At 47.0% G+C, this 18,903-nt stretch carries 17 protein-coding genes; 16 read left to right on the top strand and 1 reads right to left on the bottom strand.

Features of this window, described 5'->3' with window-relative positions; all coding sequences use genetic code 11:
- Nucleotides 1-56: 56 nt before the first annotated feature.
- From FHS16_RS09385 to FHS16_RS09330, 12 genes are all read left to right on the top strand, one after another.
- Complete coding sequence (locus tag FHS16_RS09385; protein WP_183561208.1) at nt 57-1,820, top strand: ABC transporter ATP-binding protein; 1,764 nt, start codon at nt 57-59, stop codon at nt 1,818-1,820.
- A 43-nt stretch (nt 1,821-1,863) separates the two neighbouring features.
- Complete coding sequence (locus tag FHS16_RS09380) at nt 1,864-3,600, top strand: ABC transporter ATP-binding protein (RefSeq protein WP_183561417.1); 1,737 nt, start codon at nt 1,864-1,866, stop codon at nt 3,598-3,600.
- Nucleotides 3,601-3,831: 231 nt separating this feature from the next.
- Nucleotides 3,832-5,556: an extracellular solute-binding protein gene (locus FHS16_RS09375; RefSeq protein WP_183561205.1), complete on the top strand. Its 1,725-nt coding sequence runs from the start codon at nt 3,832-3,834 to the stop codon at nt 5,554-5,556.
- 100 nt (nt 5,557-5,656) lie between these two features.
- Nucleotides 5,657-6,550, top strand: a complete 894-nt coding sequence (locus tag FHS16_RS09370) for an ABC transporter permease (RefSeq protein ID WP_246431674.1) — start codon at nt 5,657-5,659, stop codon at nt 6,548-6,550.
- 14 nt (nt 6,551-6,564) lie between these two features.
- Nucleotides 6,565-7,443 (top strand): carbohydrate ABC transporter permease, encoded by an 879-nt coding sequence (locus tag FHS16_RS09365; RefSeq protein WP_183561203.1) that lies wholly within the window; start codon nt 6,565-6,567, stop codon nt 7,441-7,443.
- 49 nt (nt 7,444-7,492) lie between these two features.
- On the top strand, nt 7,493-9,226 hold the full coding sequence (locus FHS16_RS09360) for a sensor histidine kinase (protein WP_183561201.1): 1,734 nt from the start codon (nt 7,493-7,495) through the stop codon (nt 9,224-9,226).
- On the top strand, nt 9,223-10,848 hold the full coding sequence (locus FHS16_RS09355; RefSeq protein ID WP_183561198.1) for a response regulator transcription factor: 1,626 nt from the start codon (nt 9,223-9,225) through the stop codon (nt 10,846-10,848). Before FHS16_RS09360 ends, FHS16_RS09355 begins: the two co-directional genes overlap by 4 nt.
- Nucleotides 10,849-10,889: 41 nt before the next feature.
- Nucleotides 10,890-12,026 (top strand): glycoside hydrolase family 88 protein, encoded by a 1,137-nt coding sequence (locus tag FHS16_RS09350; RefSeq protein WP_183561196.1) that lies wholly within the window; start codon nt 10,890-10,892, stop codon nt 12,024-12,026.
- Nucleotides 12,027-12,028: 2 nt separating this feature from the next.
- Nucleotides 12,029-12,739, top strand: a complete 711-nt coding sequence (locus tag FHS16_RS09345) for a GDSL-type esterase/lipase family protein (protein ID WP_183561194.1) — start codon at nt 12,029-12,031, stop codon at nt 12,737-12,739.
- A 183-nt stretch (nt 12,740-12,922) separates the two neighbouring features.
- Nucleotides 12,923-13,420 (top strand): DinB family protein, encoded by a 498-nt coding sequence (locus FHS16_RS09340; protein ID WP_183561192.1) that lies wholly within the window; start codon nt 12,923-12,925, stop codon nt 13,418-13,420.
- A 50-nt stretch (nt 13,421-13,470) separates the two neighbouring features.
- Entirely contained in the window at nt 13,471-14,463 is a 993-nt protein-coding gene (locus FHS16_RS09335) for a helix-turn-helix transcriptional regulator (RefSeq protein ID WP_183561190.1), read from the top strand.
- Nucleotides 14,464-14,465: 2 nt separating this feature from the next.
- The gene (locus FHS16_RS09330) at nt 14,466-14,768 is read left to right on the top strand and encodes a putative quinol monooxygenase (protein ID WP_183561188.1); all 303 of its coding nucleotides are present in this window, start codon (nt 14,466-14,468) and stop codon (nt 14,766-14,768) included.
- Nucleotides 14,769-14,862: 94 nt separating this feature from the next.
- On the opposite strand, the gene FHS16_RS09325 is transcribed toward FHS16_RS09330, so the two are convergent.
- The gene (locus FHS16_RS09325) at nt 14,863-15,615 is read right to left on the bottom strand and encodes an SDR family oxidoreductase (RefSeq protein ID WP_183561186.1); all 753 of its coding nucleotides are present in this window, start codon (nt 15,613-15,615) and stop codon (nt 14,863-14,865) included.
- A 337-nt stretch (nt 15,616-15,952) separates the two neighbouring features.
- Between FHS16_RS09325 and FHS16_RS09320 the strand changes: the two genes are divergently transcribed.
- The 4 genes from FHS16_RS09320 (at nt 15,953) to FHS16_RS09305 (ending at nt 18,869) form a co-directional block, all read left to right on the top strand.
- A complete protein-coding gene (locus FHS16_RS09320; RefSeq protein WP_183561184.1) occupies nt 15,953-16,351 on the top strand; it encodes a MerR family transcriptional regulator in 399 nt (132 codons plus the stop codon).
- Nucleotides 16,348-17,352 carry an oxidoreductase gene (locus tag FHS16_RS09315; protein WP_183561182.1) on the top strand — a complete coding sequence of 335 codons (1,005 nt, stop codon included), beginning with the start codon at nt 16,348-16,350 and terminating at the stop codon, nt 17,350-17,352. The genes FHS16_RS09320 and FHS16_RS09315 overlap by 4 nt, the downstream gene beginning before the upstream one ends.
- Before the next feature lie 303 nt (nt 17,353-17,655).
- On the top strand, nt 17,656-17,979 hold the full coding sequence (locus FHS16_RS09310; protein WP_183561180.1) for a MarR family winged helix-turn-helix transcriptional regulator: 324 nt from the start codon (nt 17,656-17,658) through the stop codon (nt 17,977-17,979).
- Nucleotides 17,980-18,122: 143 nt separating this feature from the next.
- Nucleotides 18,123-18,869, top strand: coding sequence for an SDR family NAD(P)-dependent oxidoreductase (locus tag FHS16_RS09305; RefSeq protein ID WP_183561178.1), 747 nt, complete (start codon nt 18,123-18,125; stop codon nt 18,867-18,869).
- Nucleotides 18,870-18,903: the final 34 nt, after the last annotated feature.

Raw genomic sequence — 18,903 nt, 5'->3', positions numbered from 1 at the left:
TGGTTAGTAGACTTACAGTTCTATGGCTAACAACATGGTGAAGGAGCGTTTGATAAATGCTTAAGATTTTGAAATATTTCAATCCTAAAAATGTTTGGTTTATCGTCATCAGTACCGCATTTATCGTGTTCCAGGTATGGCTCGATCTCAAGCTACCCGATTATTTGGCAGAAATCACAAAACTAGTACAGACGGAAGGCAGCTCCTTAAGCGAGGTCTGGAAACCAGGCGCCTACATGATGATATGTGCGATTGGAAGCTTAATTGCGTCCTTTATCGTCGTCTATTTGGTTGCGCAGAGCGCCGCTTCACTCGCGAAGAGGCTCAGAAGCATGCTCTTCGACAAGGTTGAGTCGTTCTCGATGGCCGAAATGAATCAATTCTCGACGGCGAGCCTTATTACCCGTTCCACGAACGACATTACGCAAGTACAAACGATTGTGGCTATGGGTCTTCAAGTCATGATTAAAGCGCCAATTCTAGCAGTCTGGGCGATTGTAAAAATCTCCAGCAAGAACTGGCAATGGACGCTCTCTTCCGGCGTATCGGTCGCACTTTTGCTTCTTATGATAGGGATCGTTATTTTATTTGCCATGCCGAAGTTCAGATTGATTCAAGGGCTAACGGATCAATTGAACCGGGTAACGAGGGAAGGATTGAATGGACTGCGTGTCATTCGTGCCTATAATGCGGGACCAAGCCAGGAAGTGAAGTTCGATCACGCGAATCGGGAGTTAACCGATGCGAATCTGTTCACTAGCCGATTAATGGCTTTAATGATGCCGGTCATGAGTCTGATCATGAGTGGATTAAGCTTAGCGATTTATTGGATCGGCGCCTATTTGATCAACGGGGCGGATACAGCGGCAAGGCTCGGCTTGTTTAGCGATATGGTCATCTTCTCTTCCTACGCCATGCAGATTGTTATGGCCTTTATGATGTTATCGATGGTGTTCTTCATGCTGCCGCGGGCATCGGTTTCTGCCAAGCGTGTAATGGAAGTTTTAAATACGGAACCAAGCATCAAGGATGGCGGTTCGAGATCGGCTAATGCCGCCAAAGCAGGAGAGATTGAATTCCGGAATGTTGGCTTCAAATACGCAGATTCGGATGAATATGTGCTTAAGGACATTAGCTTCGTTGCGCGCAGGGGCGAGACGGTTGCCTTCATCGGCTCGACGGGCAGTGGCAAAAGTACGCTGCTGAACTTAATTCCGAGATTTTATGACGTGTCAGAGGGAGAAGTGCTTGTCCAAGGTTTGAACGTGAAAGATTACACGCTGCGGGAACTTCACAACAAGCTCGGTTATGTTCCTCAGAAAACCGTTTTGTTTAGCGGAACCGTCACGTCGAACGTCGCCTACGGGGATAACGGTCGTGTGGAAGGCTCGGCTGAAGATGTGAAGAAAGCGGTAGCGATCGCCAAAGGCCAAGAGTTCGTTGAAAAGCTGGAAGGCGGATACGAAGGCAGTATCTCGCAAGGCGGATCGAACTTGTCCGGCGGGCAGAAGCAGCGGTTATCTATCGCTCGTGCTGTATTCCGGAAGCCTGACATTTACATTTTCGACGATTCCTTCTCAGCACTTGATTATAAGACAGATCGTCAGCTGCGCTCCATGCTGAATCAAGAAACAACCGGCGCCACGAATCTGATCGTGGGGCAGCGAATCGGAACGATTAAGGAAGCTGATCTCATACTCGTTCTCGACGAAGGCAAGATCGTAGGAAGAGGCACGCATCAAGAGCTGCTTCAGACCTGCGAGGTATATCGTCAGATCGCGAACTCTCAGTTATCGAAGGAGGAGCTTGAAATTGGCTAAACAACAGGTTGCAACCAAGCAAAGCATCGATTTCAAAGGCACAATGGGCAAGCTCGTCGCGTATTGCCGTCCTTATGTTCCTCTAATTATAATAGCCTTGCTGCTGTCCGTCGTCGGTACGATATTTACGATTGTCGGGCCAAGCAAGCTGCAAGAAATGACGGATCACATTACCGTAGGGCTAATGGGCGAAATCGACATGGATGCGGTGCTCGGCATTGGCATACTTCTTTCCGTCCTTTATGGATTAAGCGTCATCTTTTCGTTCTTCCAAGGCTATATTATGGCTACGGTAACGCAGAAGGTTACAAAAAGTTTGCGTACGCGAATCTCTAAGAAGATCAACAAGCTTCCACTTAAGTATTTCGATTCCAACAGCAACGGGGACGTGTTGAGCCGTGTCACGAATGACATCGACACGATCGGACAAACCATGAATCAGAGTGTCGGCATGCTTGTCACTTCCGTTACAATGCTAGTTGGCTCATTGGTTATGATGTTCTATACCAATGTATGGATGTCGGTGACTGCGATTGTTTCGACGTTTCTAGGATTTGCGTTTATGACTGTGATGATCAAAAAATCGCAAACCCATTTCGTGCATCAGCAGGCGAATCTGGGTGCAATGAATGGCCATGTCGAAGAAATCTTCTCAGGCTACGATGTCGTTAAGGTTTACAATGGCGAGCAGAAGGCGAAGGAAACCTTTAACGAGATCAATGAAAAATTGTATGAAAGCTCATGGAAGTCGCAATTCTTATCCGGCTTGACGATGCCGCTTATGATGTTTGTCGGCAACTTCGGCTATGTGGCGGTATGTATTGTCGGAGGAGCATTAGCAATGGATGGCCAAATTTCGTTTGGTGTTATCGTTGCTTTCATGCTTTATGTCCGATTGTTCACGCAGCCCCTAGGGCAAATCGCGCAAGCTGCGACAAGTCTGCAATCGACCGCAGCCGCAGCCGCACGCGTTTTTGAATTTCTGGAGGAGAAGGAGCTCGAAGACGAGAAGCATAAATCGAAGATGCTGAAGAATGTAAAGGGGCAGGTAGAGTTCCGGAACGTTACCTTCGGATATGATCCGAATAAGCTTATCATTAACGATTTCTCAGCCCGCGCGTTACCGGGCCAGAAGATCGCCATCGTTGGGCCGACGGGTGCGGGGAAGACAACCATCGTTAATTTGCTGATGCGGTTCTACGAGCTGAACGGCGGGGAAATTACCATCGACGGCGTACCGATCCATGAGCTACCACGGGAAAATGTTCATGAGCAGTTTTGTATGGTGCTTCAGGACACATGGCTGTTCGAGGGGACGATCAAAGAAAATATCGTCTTCAATAAGCAAGGCGTTACGGATGCCGACGTGAAGGACGTCTGCAAGGCGGTAGGTATTGATCATTTTATCCGAACCTTGACGCATGGCTACGATACGGTCTTGAACGAGCAAGTGAATCTATCCGCAGGGCAGAAGCAGCTTATTACAATTGCAAGAGCGCTCATCGCGAACGCCCCGCTGCTCATTCTCGACGAGGCGACAAGCTCTGTCGATACGAGAACGGAGCTTCTCATTCAAGAAGCGATGGACCGGCTAATGGCGGGAAGAACCTCGTTCGTCATTGCGCATCGGCTGTCAACGATTAAGAATGCCGATATCATCCTCGTCATGAAGGACGGTGATATTATTGAGAGCGGCAATCACCATGAGCTGCTAGCAGCGAACGGTTTCTATGCTGATTTGTACAACAGCCAGTTCGAGACGGCGGAAGCAGTCGTGTAGGCAATGGTAGGACAACCCGGAAATAGCATGAAATAGCGTAAGAAGCTGGATCGAGTAATAATCGGTCCAGCTTTTTTTATTTCAAAGCAAGTTCCAGATTCATGACGAGCTGCTGCGCAAGACTAGAAACATAACTAATGAAAGTTCATGATCTTGAGAACGGATCATTTCATTCAATTGGCGGAGATGAAATAATAGATCATGCAGGGAACATAAACGAGGGGGAGTACGATGAAAGGGCAACGGAAGTTAATTGCAGCAATGATAAGCATCATTTTATGTATGAGTATGGTGGTCGCATGCTCGAACGGCACGAATACTGGAAATTCACCAGAAGTGAAGGAAACGGAAAGCACGAGCCCCACTAGCACTAACGAAGAAAGCCCGACAGTCGAGCCACAGCCTAATGATCGAACGAAATTTGATCCGCCGGTTACGATTACAGCAGCTCTTCAGCTGAAGCCTTCTGACAAGCTGCGGAATGGAGATACGCCTGAAGATAATCCGATCTCCCGCTGGTTTAAAGATAACCTGGGCATCGTTACCAAGTATAAATGGGTGGTTACCGACTCATTGGAGACTAAGGTGCGATTAGCTATGACAAGCGGAGAAGCACTGCCCGATGTCCTATCCACATCAGGAACGTTATTCGAAGATCTAGTCGCCTCAGGCAAAATTCAGTCGATAGACGAAGCTTTCGAGAAATATGCTACGGAGAGAGTCAAGGACTCCTATATCAAAAACCCGGAAATTTGGAATTCGGTTAAACGAGACGGCAAAATATACGGATTGCCGACAATTTCCAATGGCATCGTAGGAGCAACAGTGATGTGGGTCCGGCAGGATTGGCTGGATAAGCTCGGTTTGAAGGCTCCTACCAACATTGCGGAATTTGATGCAGTTATGGAAGCGTTCACTAACCAAGATCCAGATCGCAATAACAAAAACGATACGTACGGATTGGCATTGGGCGGGAATACGGGCTACTATCACCCTACAAGCAACTACATGGCAGATACTTCCTTTATATTCGGCCAGGATCAACCTTACTTATGGATCAAGGACGAAAGCGGCAGCTTGCAATACGGATCAACCCTATCAGGCGTCAAAGATGGACTTGGGAAGCTCAAGGATTGGTTCACTAAAGGATATTTAAGTCCTGATTTCGGAACGCAGGACGCTGCCAAAGCGATGGCGGATTTCACGTCGGGCAAAGCCGGCATCGCGTTTGCACCTGGATGGTCAGGAGGCTGGCCGATTGGTACAGCGGTTGCGGAAGCAGAAGGCAAAAATCAATCGCTGTCTATTAAGCCTTATCCGCTTCCGGCAGGGGTGAACGGCGAAGTGGGGCGGCAAGCTTCGCTTCCATCCTATGGGACCTATGTGTTCAGCAAAGATTTCAACCAAATGGAAGCGATCTTCAAATATTGGGATACGTTATATGGCTGTGCGATCGAGGATCCGAAATGTCCGTTCGATAAGGGCTACGGCGAAGGGTATGACTATGTATTGAAAGACGGCAAGCCCGAATGGAAAGACGTTCCGGATGGCATCGTGAGCCTAAATGCGTACTTAATGCTTTCTCCTGCATCGGGGACATCGCCTACGAATGTCATGGAAGGGCCGAATATTTATCAGCGCGTCGCTTCGGGACAATTGAATAATGTCTTTGAGCAGAAACTAGCAGCGAGCAACGGGAAATTGACGATTGATGGGTTCGCCGTTGCTTATGAGCAGCTTGCGCAAGACGTGCCGAGCGGATTTTACGGTGCCAATACCACAACCATGAAAGAGAAGTGGGATCAGCTCTCTACGTTGGAAGAGCAAACGTTCCTGCAAATCATTTATGGCAAACAACCATTGGATTATTTCGATACCTTCGTTAAGCAATGGAATGATCAGGGCGGCATGCAAATTACAAAAGAAGTGAATGAAGCTGTTACGAGCATGAAGTGATATACCGTTCATGATTAAGAAGCAAATGCGGAGAACAAGGCTAACGATTTCACTCCGCATTTGCTTATCCATAATCAAGCATCGATGGGAGAATTACGGGATGAAAATGTATTTTCGAAAAACATGGCCGCTCCATCTCTTCCTGCTGCCGTCAGTCTTGTTATTAATCGTCTTCAATTACATTCCGATGGCTGGGTTTTTGATCGGTTTTGAGGATTTTAAGCCGTGGCTAGGAATCTTGAAGTCACCGTTCGTCGGGCTGAAGCACTTTAAATTTATGTTTAATGACCCAACTGCCATACAGGTCATCTGGAATACCTTTATCATTGCCATATTCAAAATTATTGTCGGCGCCATCGTTCCCTTTGCATTCTCTTTGTTTCTTAACGAAGTGCGGGCCATGCTGTTCAAAAGAACGATTCAATCGCTTATTTATTTGCCGCATTTTTTGAATTGGGTTATTCTCGGGGGCATTTTGACAGATTTACTAGCTACTAACGGATTGATCAATCAGCTACTCGAAGGTTTAGGACTTAACCGTATTTTCTTCCTAGGCAGCGGAGACTGGTTTCGCTTCACCTTAGTTACGAGCGATGTATGGAAGGAATTCGGCTTCGGGACGATCATTTATTTGGCGGCTATGACTGGCATTAACCAAAGTCTTTATGAAGCTGCCGATATCGACGGCGCCAACAATTTCAACAAAGCGATTCACATTACGATCCCGGCTGTTATCCCGATAGCAATCGTAATCGCTACATTATCCTTAGGCAATATTTTGAATGCAGGTTTTGATCAAGTCTACAATATGTACAATCCGCTCGTTTACCAGAAAGGCGATATTATCGACACTTACGTGTACCGCGTAGGTCTTTTGCAGGGCTCGTTCAGCTTGGCTACGGCGGTTGGTTTCTTCAAATCGGTCATCGGATTCGTGTTGATTGCCACAACGTATAAACTAGCGTCTAAATATGCCAATTACAGGATTTTCTGAGAGGATATAAAACGATGCTCAAACTTAAGTTTTCTAACCGGATGTTTCAGTATGCAAACCATCTGTTCCTATCGATTGTTGCCATTCTGTGCATCCTTCCGATGATCCACGTACTGGCTGTATCGTTAAGCTCGAATTATGCGACGACTTCTTTTTTGGTCAAATTATGGCCGATCGGATTCACGTGGGATGCTTACGAGAAAGCATTAAACAGCAACAATTTTCTGGTTGCATTCAAAGTAAGCATTCTTAGGACGGTTTTTGGAACGCTGATCTCGATGACGCTTACAATGCTGGCCGCTTATTCGATGTCCAAGGACAACCGATATTTCCGTGGCAGAACCGTTTACGCATGGTTTTTTGTATTCACGATGCTGTTTCACGGCGGACTCATCCCAACTTATCTTGTCGTGCAAAAGGCAGGTTTAATGAATTCACTTTGGGCATTGATACTGCCTGTTGCCGTCAACGTATTCAATGTGGTTCTGATGATGAATTTCTTCCGCGGCATTCCGAAGGAGCTCGAGGAAGCTGCCGCGATAGATGGGGCAGGCCATTTCCGTGTGTTATTCACAATATTTTTCCCGATCTCCTTGCCCTCTATTGCGACACTTTCTTTGTTCACGATGGTCTTTCATTGGAATTCTTGGTTTGACGGAATGATCTATATGAATCAGGCAAATAAAATTCCATTGGCTACCTTCTTGCAGGCTTTGATCGCAGGGTTTGATTATACGCAGATAGGTCTTAACCCATCGGATCTGGAGAATTTATCGGAACGCTCCTTGAAGTCGGCACTCATCTTCATCGGAACGCTTCCCATCCTGCTCGTCTATCCTTTCCTGCAAAAATATTTTGTGAAGGGAATGACGTTAGGTTCGGTGAAAGAATAGGGCGCGCTCATGCTACAATAGTAGGAAACGGAGTGGGGAGGCGCAATCCTTGAATGTCATCACGAAGGTGATTCTTCTAATCGTTTTAATCGTAACACCGATTATCGGCCTGTTCGCGTATACGAATCAACAGAGCGTTCACGTAATAGAAGACCAAATCAATACGAGAAATGAAGAGAAATTATCTTATTTCCTCAATGAGATCGAACGATTGTTGGATCAAAATATGATGTACGCGACGCTCGCGACTAAAGATCCCGAGATTCGCGACGTTTCCTTCGGGAATTTGCCGCCATCCGGTTACGACCGGCAAAACGTGATCCAATCCATCCAGAGCAAGCTCCGCTTATTCAGCATAACCAATCAAGTGATGAACGTGATTTCCGTGTATTTTCCCAAAAGCGATCTATCGCTTTCTACCATGTCATCTGCCATATTCGGGCAAGCGGAAGTCCAGAACCAATTTACCGCGAATTGGAAGCTGAATAAAGTAGACGTTAACGGCGTTCAAATGGAAGCGTTCTCTCGCTACTTTTTCTCGCCGTATCAAGTCGATCCGCATAATCTCATGAACGCGGATCTGATTATTCGCGTGGACTTCTTCACCCAAAACATAACGAATCTGCTAGATGGATTTACTTTGGCCGGCCATAGCGACGCTTTTTTCTATCATAGTCCGGATCAGGTGGTATACAGCAGCAAAGCGAACACCGAGCTGATCCAGCAAGTGATGAAGCTCTACCCATTGGATCAATATACGAGTAAAACCAAATCTTATGACATTGTCAAGATTGACGGAAAGAAGTATCTGCTCTACACGTTGGCTTCAAGCAAAATGGATTGGAGCTTGGTTGATATCGAGCCGCTGGACCAAATTTTGCAACCCGTCGTCGTTAGCCGGAATTTGTTCTATGTCATCCTGCTGCTTTTATTGTTGTTCGGCATCGTTTCGGCTTTGTTGTTATATTCGCATATCCATGTGCCTATCCGTATTTTAATTCGAGGCGTGGAGCATATCAAAAACAAAAACTTTGCCTATCAGATTAAAAGCCGCCGAAAAAACGAGTTCCAGCAGCTTTTCGATTCGTTTAACGGGATGGCTGTCGAAATCGATCAATTGCTAAAACGCGTATATACGGAAGAGGTGCGATCCAGAGAAGCGGTTATGAAGCAGCTGCAATCTCAAATTAATCCGCATTTTCTATATAATTGCCTAGCCTACATTGTGAATATGGCGAAAATGAACAAAAACCAGTCGGTCATTGCCATGGCGCATAATTTAGGCGACTACTATAAATATACGACCCGCAATGAATCGCTTGTAACTACTCTGCGGATGGAGATCGATTTGGCCATCAGCTATTTGGACATTATGAATTCACAACTCGATAAGCTGGCATACACGATCACGATTCCGGAAAACATGTTGGATTTCCAAATTCCGAAGCTGCTCATTCAACCCATTATCGAGAATGCGATCGTCCATGGCTTGGAGGATAAGCTTGAAGACGGAGTGATTGCCATCACGGGGATGGCAGATCAGGTGTGCAGGCTGGTGATTGAGGACAATGGTTCAGGCTTGACCTCGGATGCTCTCCAAATGCTAAGGAAAACGACGGGCCAAGAGGTTAATATTTCCGAGAGGACAGGATTATGGAATGTGAATCACCGATTAAAATATTATTTTGGAGAACATTCCGGCATTCAGATTGATCATTCTGCCCTAGGCGGTTTGCGAATTGAGCTGTATTGGGAAATAGTCGAGAAGGAGGGAGCGGCATGATATCTTTGTTAATCGTGGATGACCAGAAGCATCAAGTGGATTCGTTAGCGACAACGATGCCGTGGGAGCAGTACGGAATCACTAAGATTCATACGGCGTACAGCGGTCAATCCGCTTCAGAGATCATTAGAACGCATCCCATTGATATCTTGATTACGGATATCCGTATGCCGGGCATATCGGGGCTTGAGCTTATTGAATACGCCAACGAACAGAATAAAAAAGTCGATTGCATCCTGCTCACCGGCTATGCAGAATTCGAATATGCGAAACAAGCGATCGAGCTGCATGCCATCTATTACTTAATTAAGCCGGTACGGGATGAGGTGCTGTTGGATGCGATTAGCAAAATCGTGGATAAACGCCAGAATGAACGTCAGCAGCATCAAATCTTCGAATATGCGACCTCCATCGTGCACCAGAACCTTCCTTTATTAAAAGAAAACCTGCTGCTCGAGCTGCTGCAGAATACGGATATTTCCATTAATCAGCTAACGGACAAACTGGACATGTATCGGATTCCCATCGCATACGGTCAGCTAGTGAAGATGGCTGCCATAAAATTAGATCCGTATTTCTATGAATCTTATGGTGCGGCAGACATGAAGCTGCTCCAATTCGCCGTTCTCAATATGGCGGAGGAGCTGCTTTCCGAACCCTTTCATATATGGGCATGCATCGCGCCGCAAGGCCATTTGATTATGCTTCTCCTACCCAAGCTGAAGGAGGGCCAATCTGATGTGCAGTGGGATTCGGCGCAGGAGAATATATGGCTCTCTCTAGCCAATAAGCTTACAGAAAACGTGGATTATTATTTGAAAGGGCAGATTACGGTCTATGTTTCGAACCCGGCGCAATTTCCGGAGGAGATTCATTCCGCCTATTCCTCGATTGTCTCCAAGCTCATGAAGTCGAATCAGCAGCGTGGAATGATTGTTTCGGCCCATCAACCAACTCCTGATCGGGACATAAAGCCTCTTCGCTCTCTCTATGAGCAGCCTTTGCTGTTAAGGCTAATGGATACCGGTAACCGGGAGAAGCTGAACCTTAAGCTTTCGGACATATTCGCAGAGCTGGAGCATTCCCAATCGGACTCGCACGCGCATCTGCGAGAGGCGTATTTGCATATGTTAAGCTGCTTTACGTACCTCGCTCACAAGAAGGGAAAGGTGCTGGAGGATATTATCGGTACAGCCTCCAATCGTGCCGAACACAATGTGATTCACTCGGCAAAGCTGCTGAAAGCTTGGAGTCTTGTCATACTGGACGCCTTATTCGATGAAGGCCCGCTGCATGTCGATGACAATCACCGTCAACTGGTGAACAAGATCCACTCTTTTATCGAGCAGCATCTTGGAACAGACGTGACGCTGCAATCAATCGGAGATTCTGTCTATCTGAACGCCATTTACTTATCACAAATTTACAAAGAAATTACAGGTGAGAATTTGAGCGAATACATCCTGCGCGTGCGCATGGAGAAAGCGAAAATTTTACTGGAGCAATCCTCCTATCGAATCTATGAAATTACGGAACGAGTAGGCTATCAAAGCTCCCAGCATTTCATCAGAACGTTTAAGAAGTATTACGGTGTGACCCCTGAAATTTACCGAAAGAGATAGTGCTCAGCATATCGGACCGTTACGTAAATAGGAGGTTTCCAATGAATGCCAGATTAGATTGGGTAGAAGAGGCTTGGCAGCAAGTAATCTCAAAGATTAGTCGGACAAGTCATTCCATTGGAGCTTCGTTTCCGAACGGGTCCGCAAATGGTCATTATGACCGAAGTTCCCCGCATGATTGGGTCGCAGGCTTTTGGCCGGGGCTGTTATGGCTCGTTTATCGGGAAACGAAAGATGATCGCTTCAAGCAAATTGCCGTTGAATGCGAAAGACAAATTAGTCAAACGCTCTGGGCATTCGATCAGCTGCATCATGATGTCGGTTTCATGTTCGGTTTAAGCAGCATAAATCAATATTTGCTCTTGGAAGATGAAGAAGCGAAGCGGCATGCGTTAATGGCAGCCAGCTTGCTCGCTGGGAGATTCAATGCTGCAGGCGGGTTCATCCGCGCTTGGCCTAACTGGGGAGGAGAGGATCACAGCGGATGGGCTATTATTGATTGCCTCATGAATCTGCCGCTTCTTTACTGGGCCTCTCAAGAAATCAATGATCCGCGATACCGACATATTGCTGACATTCATGCAGATACCGTGCTTCGGGAGTTTCTTCTTGAGGATGGCTCCGTTCACCATATTGTCAGCTTCAACCCGGAAACAGGCGAGCGGATCGAGGCACTGGCCGGACAAGGATATGCCGCCGATTCGGCCTGGGCAAGAGGAGCGGCATGGGCATTGTACGGATTTGCACGTTGTTATTCTTACACGGGCAAGGTCAAATATGCGATCGCTGCCAAGCGTGTCGCGACATTTTTTCTTGACCATTTGCCTGTGGATAACGTGCCATATTGGGATTTCAGACTGCCGGAGTTCGGCGACGATGCGCCTAGAGATTCTTCGGCAGCCGCAATTGCCGCTTCAGGACTAATCGAATTAGCTGAAGGATTGCCTGGTGTGGAAGGGGAGATGTATAAGCAGCGAGCCGCAGACATTCTTCGCTCCTTGCATGAGAATTATGGCGCATGGGATTCGAATGAGGAGGGGCTGCTGCTCCATGCAACGGGTTATTTTGATAAAGGCATTTATGTAGATGCGCCGCTCATTTACGGCGATTATTATTTTGCGGAAGCTTTGCTCAAACTTAAAGATTCGGCATATGCCAAAAAAGAAGAGGGAAATTGAAAATGAAAACAAATCGAATAGAAATTGTAAAACCCGGCTACTTCGGGACTTCAGCTGCTGCGGATAGCCGCCGGGGAGAATTCGATATCGGGAACGAAATACTGATTGCTCACAAGGTACCCGTGGACTTTGTGTTTATCGGAGATTCGATTACCCACATGTGGGAGCTGAATACCTATTTTGGCCGAAGCGGGCTATTTATTGTGAATCGTGGAATAGGCGGAGATATCAGCAGCCATCTATTAAGAAGGTTCGAGGCCGATGTTATTCAACTGCAACCTAAACATGTTGTGATCAAAATCGGCGTGAACAATTTTTGGGCTTTGGACGGCTGGACAGCACAGGATCGGAAACCAGCGGACCAGATTATTGCGGGGCTTGTCGGCGATATTGGGGACATGGTAAAGAGCGCTAAGGAAAATGGAATCATTCCCATTATTTGCTCCATCCTACCAACCCATATGCCGCAATCCGGAAACAATGATATTCGCAACGCAAGCATCGTCACTGTGAATCAGCAGCTGCAAGAGCTGGCAGATCGAGAAAAGGCTATATACGTCGATTATCATTCCCTTATGACGACTGAAGACGGCCTGCAGCTGTGCGGCGAGCTTGCCGATGATGGACTCCACCCTCATTTGCTGGGCTACGATATTATGGCACGGGCTTTGATTGAAGCACTTGATGAGAACGGCATTCGTATCATTGTCTAGTATATGACTGCATTAAAAAGATCAGCTGAAAGTCAGGCTGATTTTTTTATGTTTAATTCTAGTTGCTATTCAACCACATTTTCTTTATTTTAGAGAAAAATAAATTGAAATGACTGACCGTTTCTGTCAGGGATTGAGGCGTATACTCATGATGCGGATGAAAAAGTTCTGGGAGGAATGGGTATGGATATGACAATAGAAGCAATTGTGAAAGAATGGGAAAAAGAGGCTGCATTAACGAGCAGGGTATTGCAGGCATTAACCGACGACTCATTGCTGCAGCGAATTATCGATGATCGCCGTACGCTGGGAGAGCTGGCGTGGCATCTCGTTACCTCGGTTCAATATATGCGAGCGCTGGGCCTAGATTTCAAAGGAGTAGACGAGGGTGCTGATGGTACGGATTCGGCCTATGAAATCGCGTTGGAATATCAGCGTATCAATAAAGCGATGCTCCAAGCGGTACAGACGCAATGGACGGACAGCCATCTTCACGAGAAACAAGTGATTGCAGGAGAGGAGTGGCGGAATGGCGAATCCATACAGTATTCCATATTGCATCAGGCTCATCATCGAGGACAAATGACGGTGCTGATGAGGCAAGCGGGATTGGTTCCGCCTGAGCTGTATGGCCCGACTTACGAGACGTGGGCGGATAAAGGAATGAAGCCTTTGAAATAATGGCCTAGCTAAAGGGCTCATTTCGGTCGCTTAAGGGAAAGAAGGTAAGGATGACGAAAGCGGACAATATGTTATCGATCCTGTGGCTGCTTCGGTCAGGCAAGCGTGTGACTGCCAAGCAATTGGCAGAGGAGTTGGAGATACACGTAAGAACGGTTTATCGTTGCATCGATTCATTATGCGCCAGCGGAGTGCCGATTATAGCGGATTCGGGACCAAATGGCGGCTACAGCATTTTAAGTCATTTCGCCGATTCTCCGCTCATCTTCGATGCCGAAGAGCAGAAAGGATTAATTCATGCCTCGATATTCGCAAAGGAGGCTGGTTATCCCTATTCTGATGCTTTAGCAAGAGCGATGGACAAGCTGAAGCACTATGCGAATGAGAAGCAGCTGGACCATCTCGAGCGCCACAGCAGCGGTTTATCGGTCATATATCCTCCTATAGACGGCGTTTACCAAGCGTATTTGCAAACGCTGGAGGAGGCGGCAGGACAAGGACGTACGCTCGAAATGGTATATGAGAGAGGCAAGGGGGGCCAGACACCTTCCAGGCTTTTTGATCCCTATGGAATCGTCTATTGGAAAGGCAGCTGGTATACGGTTGGGTATTGCGGGTATCGGCAAGAGACTAGAAACTTTAGGGTAGATCGTATTCGAAGTCTTGCGGAGACGGACGGAAGCTTTGAGCGTCCGCTGGCATTCTCGGCAAAAGACCACTTGCTCAGCAGCTTGCTTCTGGATCCAGCCGGTTCCGCTGAGCTTGAGACCGTAGGGATTAAGGCGAAGGAGCAGGTACTCAACGAGCTTTGCCGGCATTGGCTATTTGGCCATGCGCTAGTGGAGCGTAAACCAGAAGAAGCGGTATTCCGATTGGAGCGCTCAACCTTGCAGACTTATGTACCGTATTTTCTGATGCCATACAGTACAGGCTTGCAGATTGACTCCGAACTGCTCGTGCTGCAAATGAAAAATGCCAGCGCACGAATGCTTGCACATTACGAAGCTATGCTAACGGAAAAGAAAAGTGGAAAGGGTGTTTAGTGATGAGTAAATATGCGATGTTCGGAAAACTGACAGCTCAGCCCGGCAAAAGGGAAGAACTTGCCGATAAAATGCTGAGTTCCAGCGAGACATTGAACGATATGGAAGGCTGCATCTATTATATCCTGCATGCCGCTGAAGATAATCCAGATGAATTGTGGATTACGGAGCTGTGGGAGAACGAGGAGGCGCATGCCGCTTCATTGAAAAACGAAAAAGTACGAGAGCTTATTGGCAGCTGCAGGCATTTAATCGCTGGCGCCAGCGCAGTAAAAGTTCGTCCGCTCGGCGGAAAAGGATTTTAATGGAATGAAACAGATAAAGAACCTTCAATCCACTATAAAGTGGAACTGAAGGCTCTTTTTTTATTATGAAGCGTAATACGTTGAAAAGAAAAACTTATGCTTTGGAGCTGCTAAGCCAATCCTCAAACCGCGTCGACGTGATATGTGGGTTGTCGCCGGCGGGGACGAGAGATTGATCGTTCAATTGTGCGCCAAAGTAACGGGCATTGTCGTCAGTGATTACTTCACGATTATCTTGCTGAACATGCAGGAATCGGCGAACAAGCTCGTCAAGCCCCATCCGATCTGGTCCAGCCACTTCGACGGTGCCATTCGCGGGTGCAGCGAGCGCAAATTCGACTAAAGCTTCGGCAACGTCGCCTGAAACGATGGGCTGTACGGAAGCAGAAGGCAATCGAACGCTTTGCCCTTCCGTCGATACATAAGCGATGCTATTGATAAACTCGAAAAACTGTGTCGCACGAACAATCGTATAAGGAACCGCAGAAGACTTAATCAGCTCTTCTTGGGCCATTTTCGCACGGAAATATCCACTTTCAAGCAGACGTTCCGTGCCCACGACGGATAGCGCGACGTGATGCTTCACACCAGCCTCTGCCTCGGCTGCAAGAAGGTTTTGCGTCGATTTTTCAAAAAATGCCAGAACGGCGTTATCTTCAAACGAAGGCGAGTTAGCTACGTCTACGACTACTTGAGCGCCGTTAAGCGCAGCAGCGAGCCCTTCTCCAGTAACGGCGTTGACACCGGCGGACGGCGAGGCTGCTACTGCCTCGTGGCCTAGCTGACGAAGGTTGCTCACAAGTTTTGATCCGATAAGTCCAGTACCGCCAATAACGACTATTTTCATGTTAATCCTCCTAGTATGAGGCAGCCTTATTACTATGGTTGCCATCCATTCATTTGGTCATTCGAACATAAAACGACGTTGTCTTATTATTTGTGACAAATATGAAATGGTCAGTGTCGAATACTGACGGGCATTCATCATCGCAATGGAATGACAAGATAGACAAAGGGGTAAAATCCACAAATAACAATGTCGGATAGATTGCATTCTGAATCCGGTAAGATTAACTTCAGTGGATAATTGTGAAAAATGGATAGAGATAACTTGACTTAGAGCATACTCCAGCCTTTAATGTTGTATCCGTTGGGGAGCTTGTGGAAGTAGGAGGGAGGAATACATGCACAAAGATAGGGATAAACCAAGCTTTACGATTTCGGAAGTATCGGAAATGACAGAGCTTTCTGCTGATACGCTGCGCTATTACGAGAAAATAGGACTGCTCACCTCGCCACAGCGTGGCGCAGGCATGCAGCGAATGTATACGAGCGAGGACATTGGCCGCATTCGATTTCTAACATATCTGAAGCGGACCCATATGCCGCTCAAAAAAATACAGCAATATGTAAACTATTATGAGTTACACGAGGAAGCGCAATGTTTCGTTTTGCTCGATGAGCACCGGCAAGACATTGAACGCCAATTGAAGGAATTAGAGGCTACGCATCAATTAATCCAGTTCAAGCTTGCCCATTTTCAGGAAATCAAAGATGGTAAATCGAAGGAGAGCTACGAATGAATATAAACGACAATTGGGAACGTACGCCCCAAGCACCGCTTCACACGGGATATGGACCTCGGACAACCGCTGAAGAGCTAGTGAAGGGAACCGATTTGAAAGGGAAAATCGCAATCGTCACAGGCGGCTATTCGGGCATTGGCTTAGAAGTGTCACGCGTGCTTGCAGCAGCAGGAGCACATGTTATTGTACCGGCTCGATCACGGGAAAAAGCCGAAAAGGCTTTAGCAGCCATTCCTAACGCGGAGCTGGAAGAACTTGATCTTGCTAATCCCGATTCGATCGAGCAGTTCGCTCATCGCTTCGAACAAACAAAACGCCCTTTGCATATTCTCGTGAATTGTGCCGGCATAATGGCTATATCGGAGCAGCGCGACAGCAGAGGGAACGAGCTCCAATTCGCGACTAATCATTTAGGACATTTTCAGCTTGCTGCTCGTTTATGGCCAGCATTAAAGCTAGCTAACGGAGCAAGGGTCATCTCCGTTTCGTCAGGCGGACATCGGTTGAGCGACTTCCATTTCGAAGATCCGAATTATGTCCATCGTCCATATAGCAAATGGGAGGCTTACGGCCAATCCAAAACTGCGAATGCTCTGTTCGCGCTTGAGCTGGACAGCAGAGGGAGTGCGCATGGAGTAAGAGCCTTCTCTGTCCATCCCGGCACGATTGTTACCGATCTCTCCCGTCATCTGACCGACGAGGAAATGAAAAGCATGGGGGCACTGGATGAGCAAGGGCAGCGGGCGTTCTCAGAAACGACGGAAGAGCGAAAAACGGTGCCGGAGGGAGCAGCCACTATAATCTGGTGCGCAGTCAGCAGTCAGCTTGCCGGGATAGGTGGCGTATATTGCCAAAACGTTGATATTGCCCCTCTCGTTGCCAAGGATCAAATTGGGGAGTTTAGCATAGCCGGCGTATCGCCATGGGCTGTGGATAAAACGTCTGCCGAACGACTTTGGGCATTGAGCGAAGAGCTTACAGGGATAAGCTTTGCATGATTTCCATTACGTAAAGCGTAGTTTACCGGATGTGTGATTTGAGATTATTATTTCCGCAAGCCCTGTTTGTTTTTCTTGAAACGGGGCTTGTACATAAATAGTTTATGCTTGACAATGCAAGCAGCTGTGAATATAGTTAAGTGGTAAACAGTTAATAGATTAACCGTTTAAAGGAGGCCATATTGTATCGAGAAATGGAGCCCATTTGAACAACCGATATTACCGGTCCATGTATTTCTAACGTTGTATAAAACCAATCACCATTTGGTTCAGCAGTTGGAAGAACAACTTGGAAAGTTCGATTTGACACTTGGACGATGGTGTGTGCTTGTTGCTCTTAAGTCTAGCGGAAAAGCAATGGTACCGTCCGAGCTCAGTGATGACCTTGCGGTTACGAGAGCGAATATAAGCAATTTATTGAACACTTTGGAGCAAGCAGGTCGTATTCGCAGAAATTTCGATCCAGCGAATAGGAGAAGAATTTTAGTCCGTTTAACGCCAGAAGGCGACGAGCTCATATCGAATGTATGGCCTGTCTACGAGCAGACGATCGTTCAACATGTGGGTAATAAACTATCGCAGAATGAACAGGAACAGCTTAAGGTTTTGTTGAACAAGTTGTATTAAAAGTTTGAATGTCTGTCCTTTGAAAAGGACAGCTTTGTATAATGATTAATCGATTAACTATTAAACAAATAACTATAATTGAAAACTTCAATAAATTCGCAGGCATTAAAAACCATACCTTGATTTCAAAAGGAGAAACGAACATGACTATAGATAAAGTAGCAATTATAACAGGCGGCGGTGCTGGAATCGGACTTGCTGCAGCAAAGTTGATGGCCGCAAAGGGGATAAAGGTGCTCATAACGGGTCGTCAAAAAGGTCCTTTGGAGGCAATTGCAGCAAGCAATCCGAATGTGAAGGCTTTTGTCGCAGATGCGAGTGATCCGGAGTCGGCAGCAAGAACTGTTGATGCTGCGATTGCACATTGGGGTCGTATTGATATCATAGTGAACAATGCTGGAAGTGGTGTCATTCAACCTCTTGCTGAGGTGAATGCGAAATCGATTCATGATATTTTTGCGGTTAACGTTACGGCTCCTACATTGCTTGCCTCTGCAGCTATTCCTTATCTTGAAAAAACGAAAGGGACTATTATTAACATTTCCAGCACATATGGCAGTAAAGCAGCTGCTGGAATCTCGCTTTATGCGGCGAGCAAGGCTGCCGCAGAGCATTTGACACGCTGCTGGGCGCTGGAGCTCGCACCGAAGGGCATCCGCGTTAACGCAATCGCAAGCGGTCCGGTAGAAACGGCGTTTCTTCGCGATCGGATGGGCCTTTCTGATGATCAGATCCAAGCCGTCAAGGAGCAGGAACGTCAAGCAATCCCGCTCGGCAGAAGAGGCGTGCCGGAGGATGTGGCAAAATGGATCATGCATTTGGCGGATTCGGAATCGGATTGGATCACGGGTCAGATCATACAGGTTGATGGCGGGCTTGTCATTTCTTAATAGAAAAGCGAAAAACCGAAGCGGGCATCGCATG

It is taken from the genome of Paenibacillus endophyticus, from assembly GCF_014192395.1.
Taxonomy (GTDB): Bacteria; Bacillota; Bacilli; order Paenibacillales; family Paenibacillaceae; genus Pristimantibacillus; species Pristimantibacillus endophyticus.
Note: the sequence above shows the minus strand (reverse complement) of the source record. Positions and strands in the feature narration are given on the sequence as shown.

What these genes read in the sequence shown, in the direction of transcription:
- FHS16_RS09320 (WP_183561184.1), top strand. Translation starts at nt 15,953, where the DNA reads ATGCACAAAGATAGGGATAAACCAAGCTTTACGATTTCGGAAGTATCG.
- FHS16_RS09350 (WP_183561196.1), top strand. Translation starts at nt 10,890, where the DNA reads ATGAATGCCAGATTAGATTGGGTAGAAGAGGCTTGGCAGCAAGTAATC.
- FHS16_RS09375 (WP_183561205.1), top strand. Translation starts at nt 3,832, where the DNA reads ATGAAAGGGCAACGGAAGTTAATTGCAGCAATGATAAGCATCATTTTA.
- FHS16_RS09365 (WP_183561203.1), top strand. Translation starts at nt 6,565, where the DNA reads ATGCTCAAACTTAAGTTTTCTAACCGGATGTTTCAGTATGCAAACCAT.
- FHS16_RS09340 (WP_183561192.1), top strand. Translation starts at nt 12,923, where the DNA reads ATGGATATGACAATAGAAGCAATTGTGAAAGAATGGGAAAAAGAGGCT.
- FHS16_RS09345 (WP_183561194.1), top strand. Translation starts at nt 12,029, where the DNA reads ATGAAAACAAATCGAATAGAAATTGTAAAACCCGGCTACTTCGGGACT.
- FHS16_RS09305 (WP_183561178.1), top strand. Translation starts at nt 18,123, where the DNA reads ATGACTATAGATAAAGTAGCAATTATAACAGGCGGCGGTGCTGGAATC.
- FHS16_RS09385 (WP_183561208.1), top strand. Translation starts at nt 57, where the DNA reads ATGCTTAAGATTTTGAAATATTTCAATCCTAAAAATGTTTGGTTTATC.
- FHS16_RS09380 (WP_183561417.1), top strand. Translation starts at nt 1,864, where the DNA reads ATGGGCAAGCTCGTCGCGTATTGCCGTCCTTATGTTCCTCTAATTATA.
- FHS16_RS09330 (WP_183561188.1), top strand. Translation starts at nt 14,466, where the DNA reads ATGAGTAAATATGCGATGTTCGGAAAACTGACAGCTCAGCCCGGCAAA.
- FHS16_RS09335 (WP_183561190.1), top strand. Translation starts at nt 13,471, where the DNA reads ATGACGAAAGCGGACAATATGTTATCGATCCTGTGGCTGCTTCGGTCA.
- FHS16_RS09315 (WP_183561182.1), top strand. Translation starts at nt 16,348, where the DNA reads ATGAATATAAACGACAATTGGGAACGTACGCCCCAAGCACCGCTTCAC.
- FHS16_RS09355 (WP_183561198.1), top strand. Translation starts at nt 9,223, where the DNA reads ATGATATCTTTGTTAATCGTGGATGACCAGAAGCATCAAGTGGATTCG.
- FHS16_RS09370 (WP_246431674.1), top strand. Translation starts at nt 5,657, where the DNA reads ATGAAAATGTATTTTCGAAAAACATGGCCGCTCCATCTCTTCCTGCTG.
- FHS16_RS09325 (WP_183561186.1), bottom strand. Translation starts at nt 15,615, where the DNA reads ATGAAAATAGTCGTTATTGGCGGTACTGGACTTATCGGATCAAAACTT.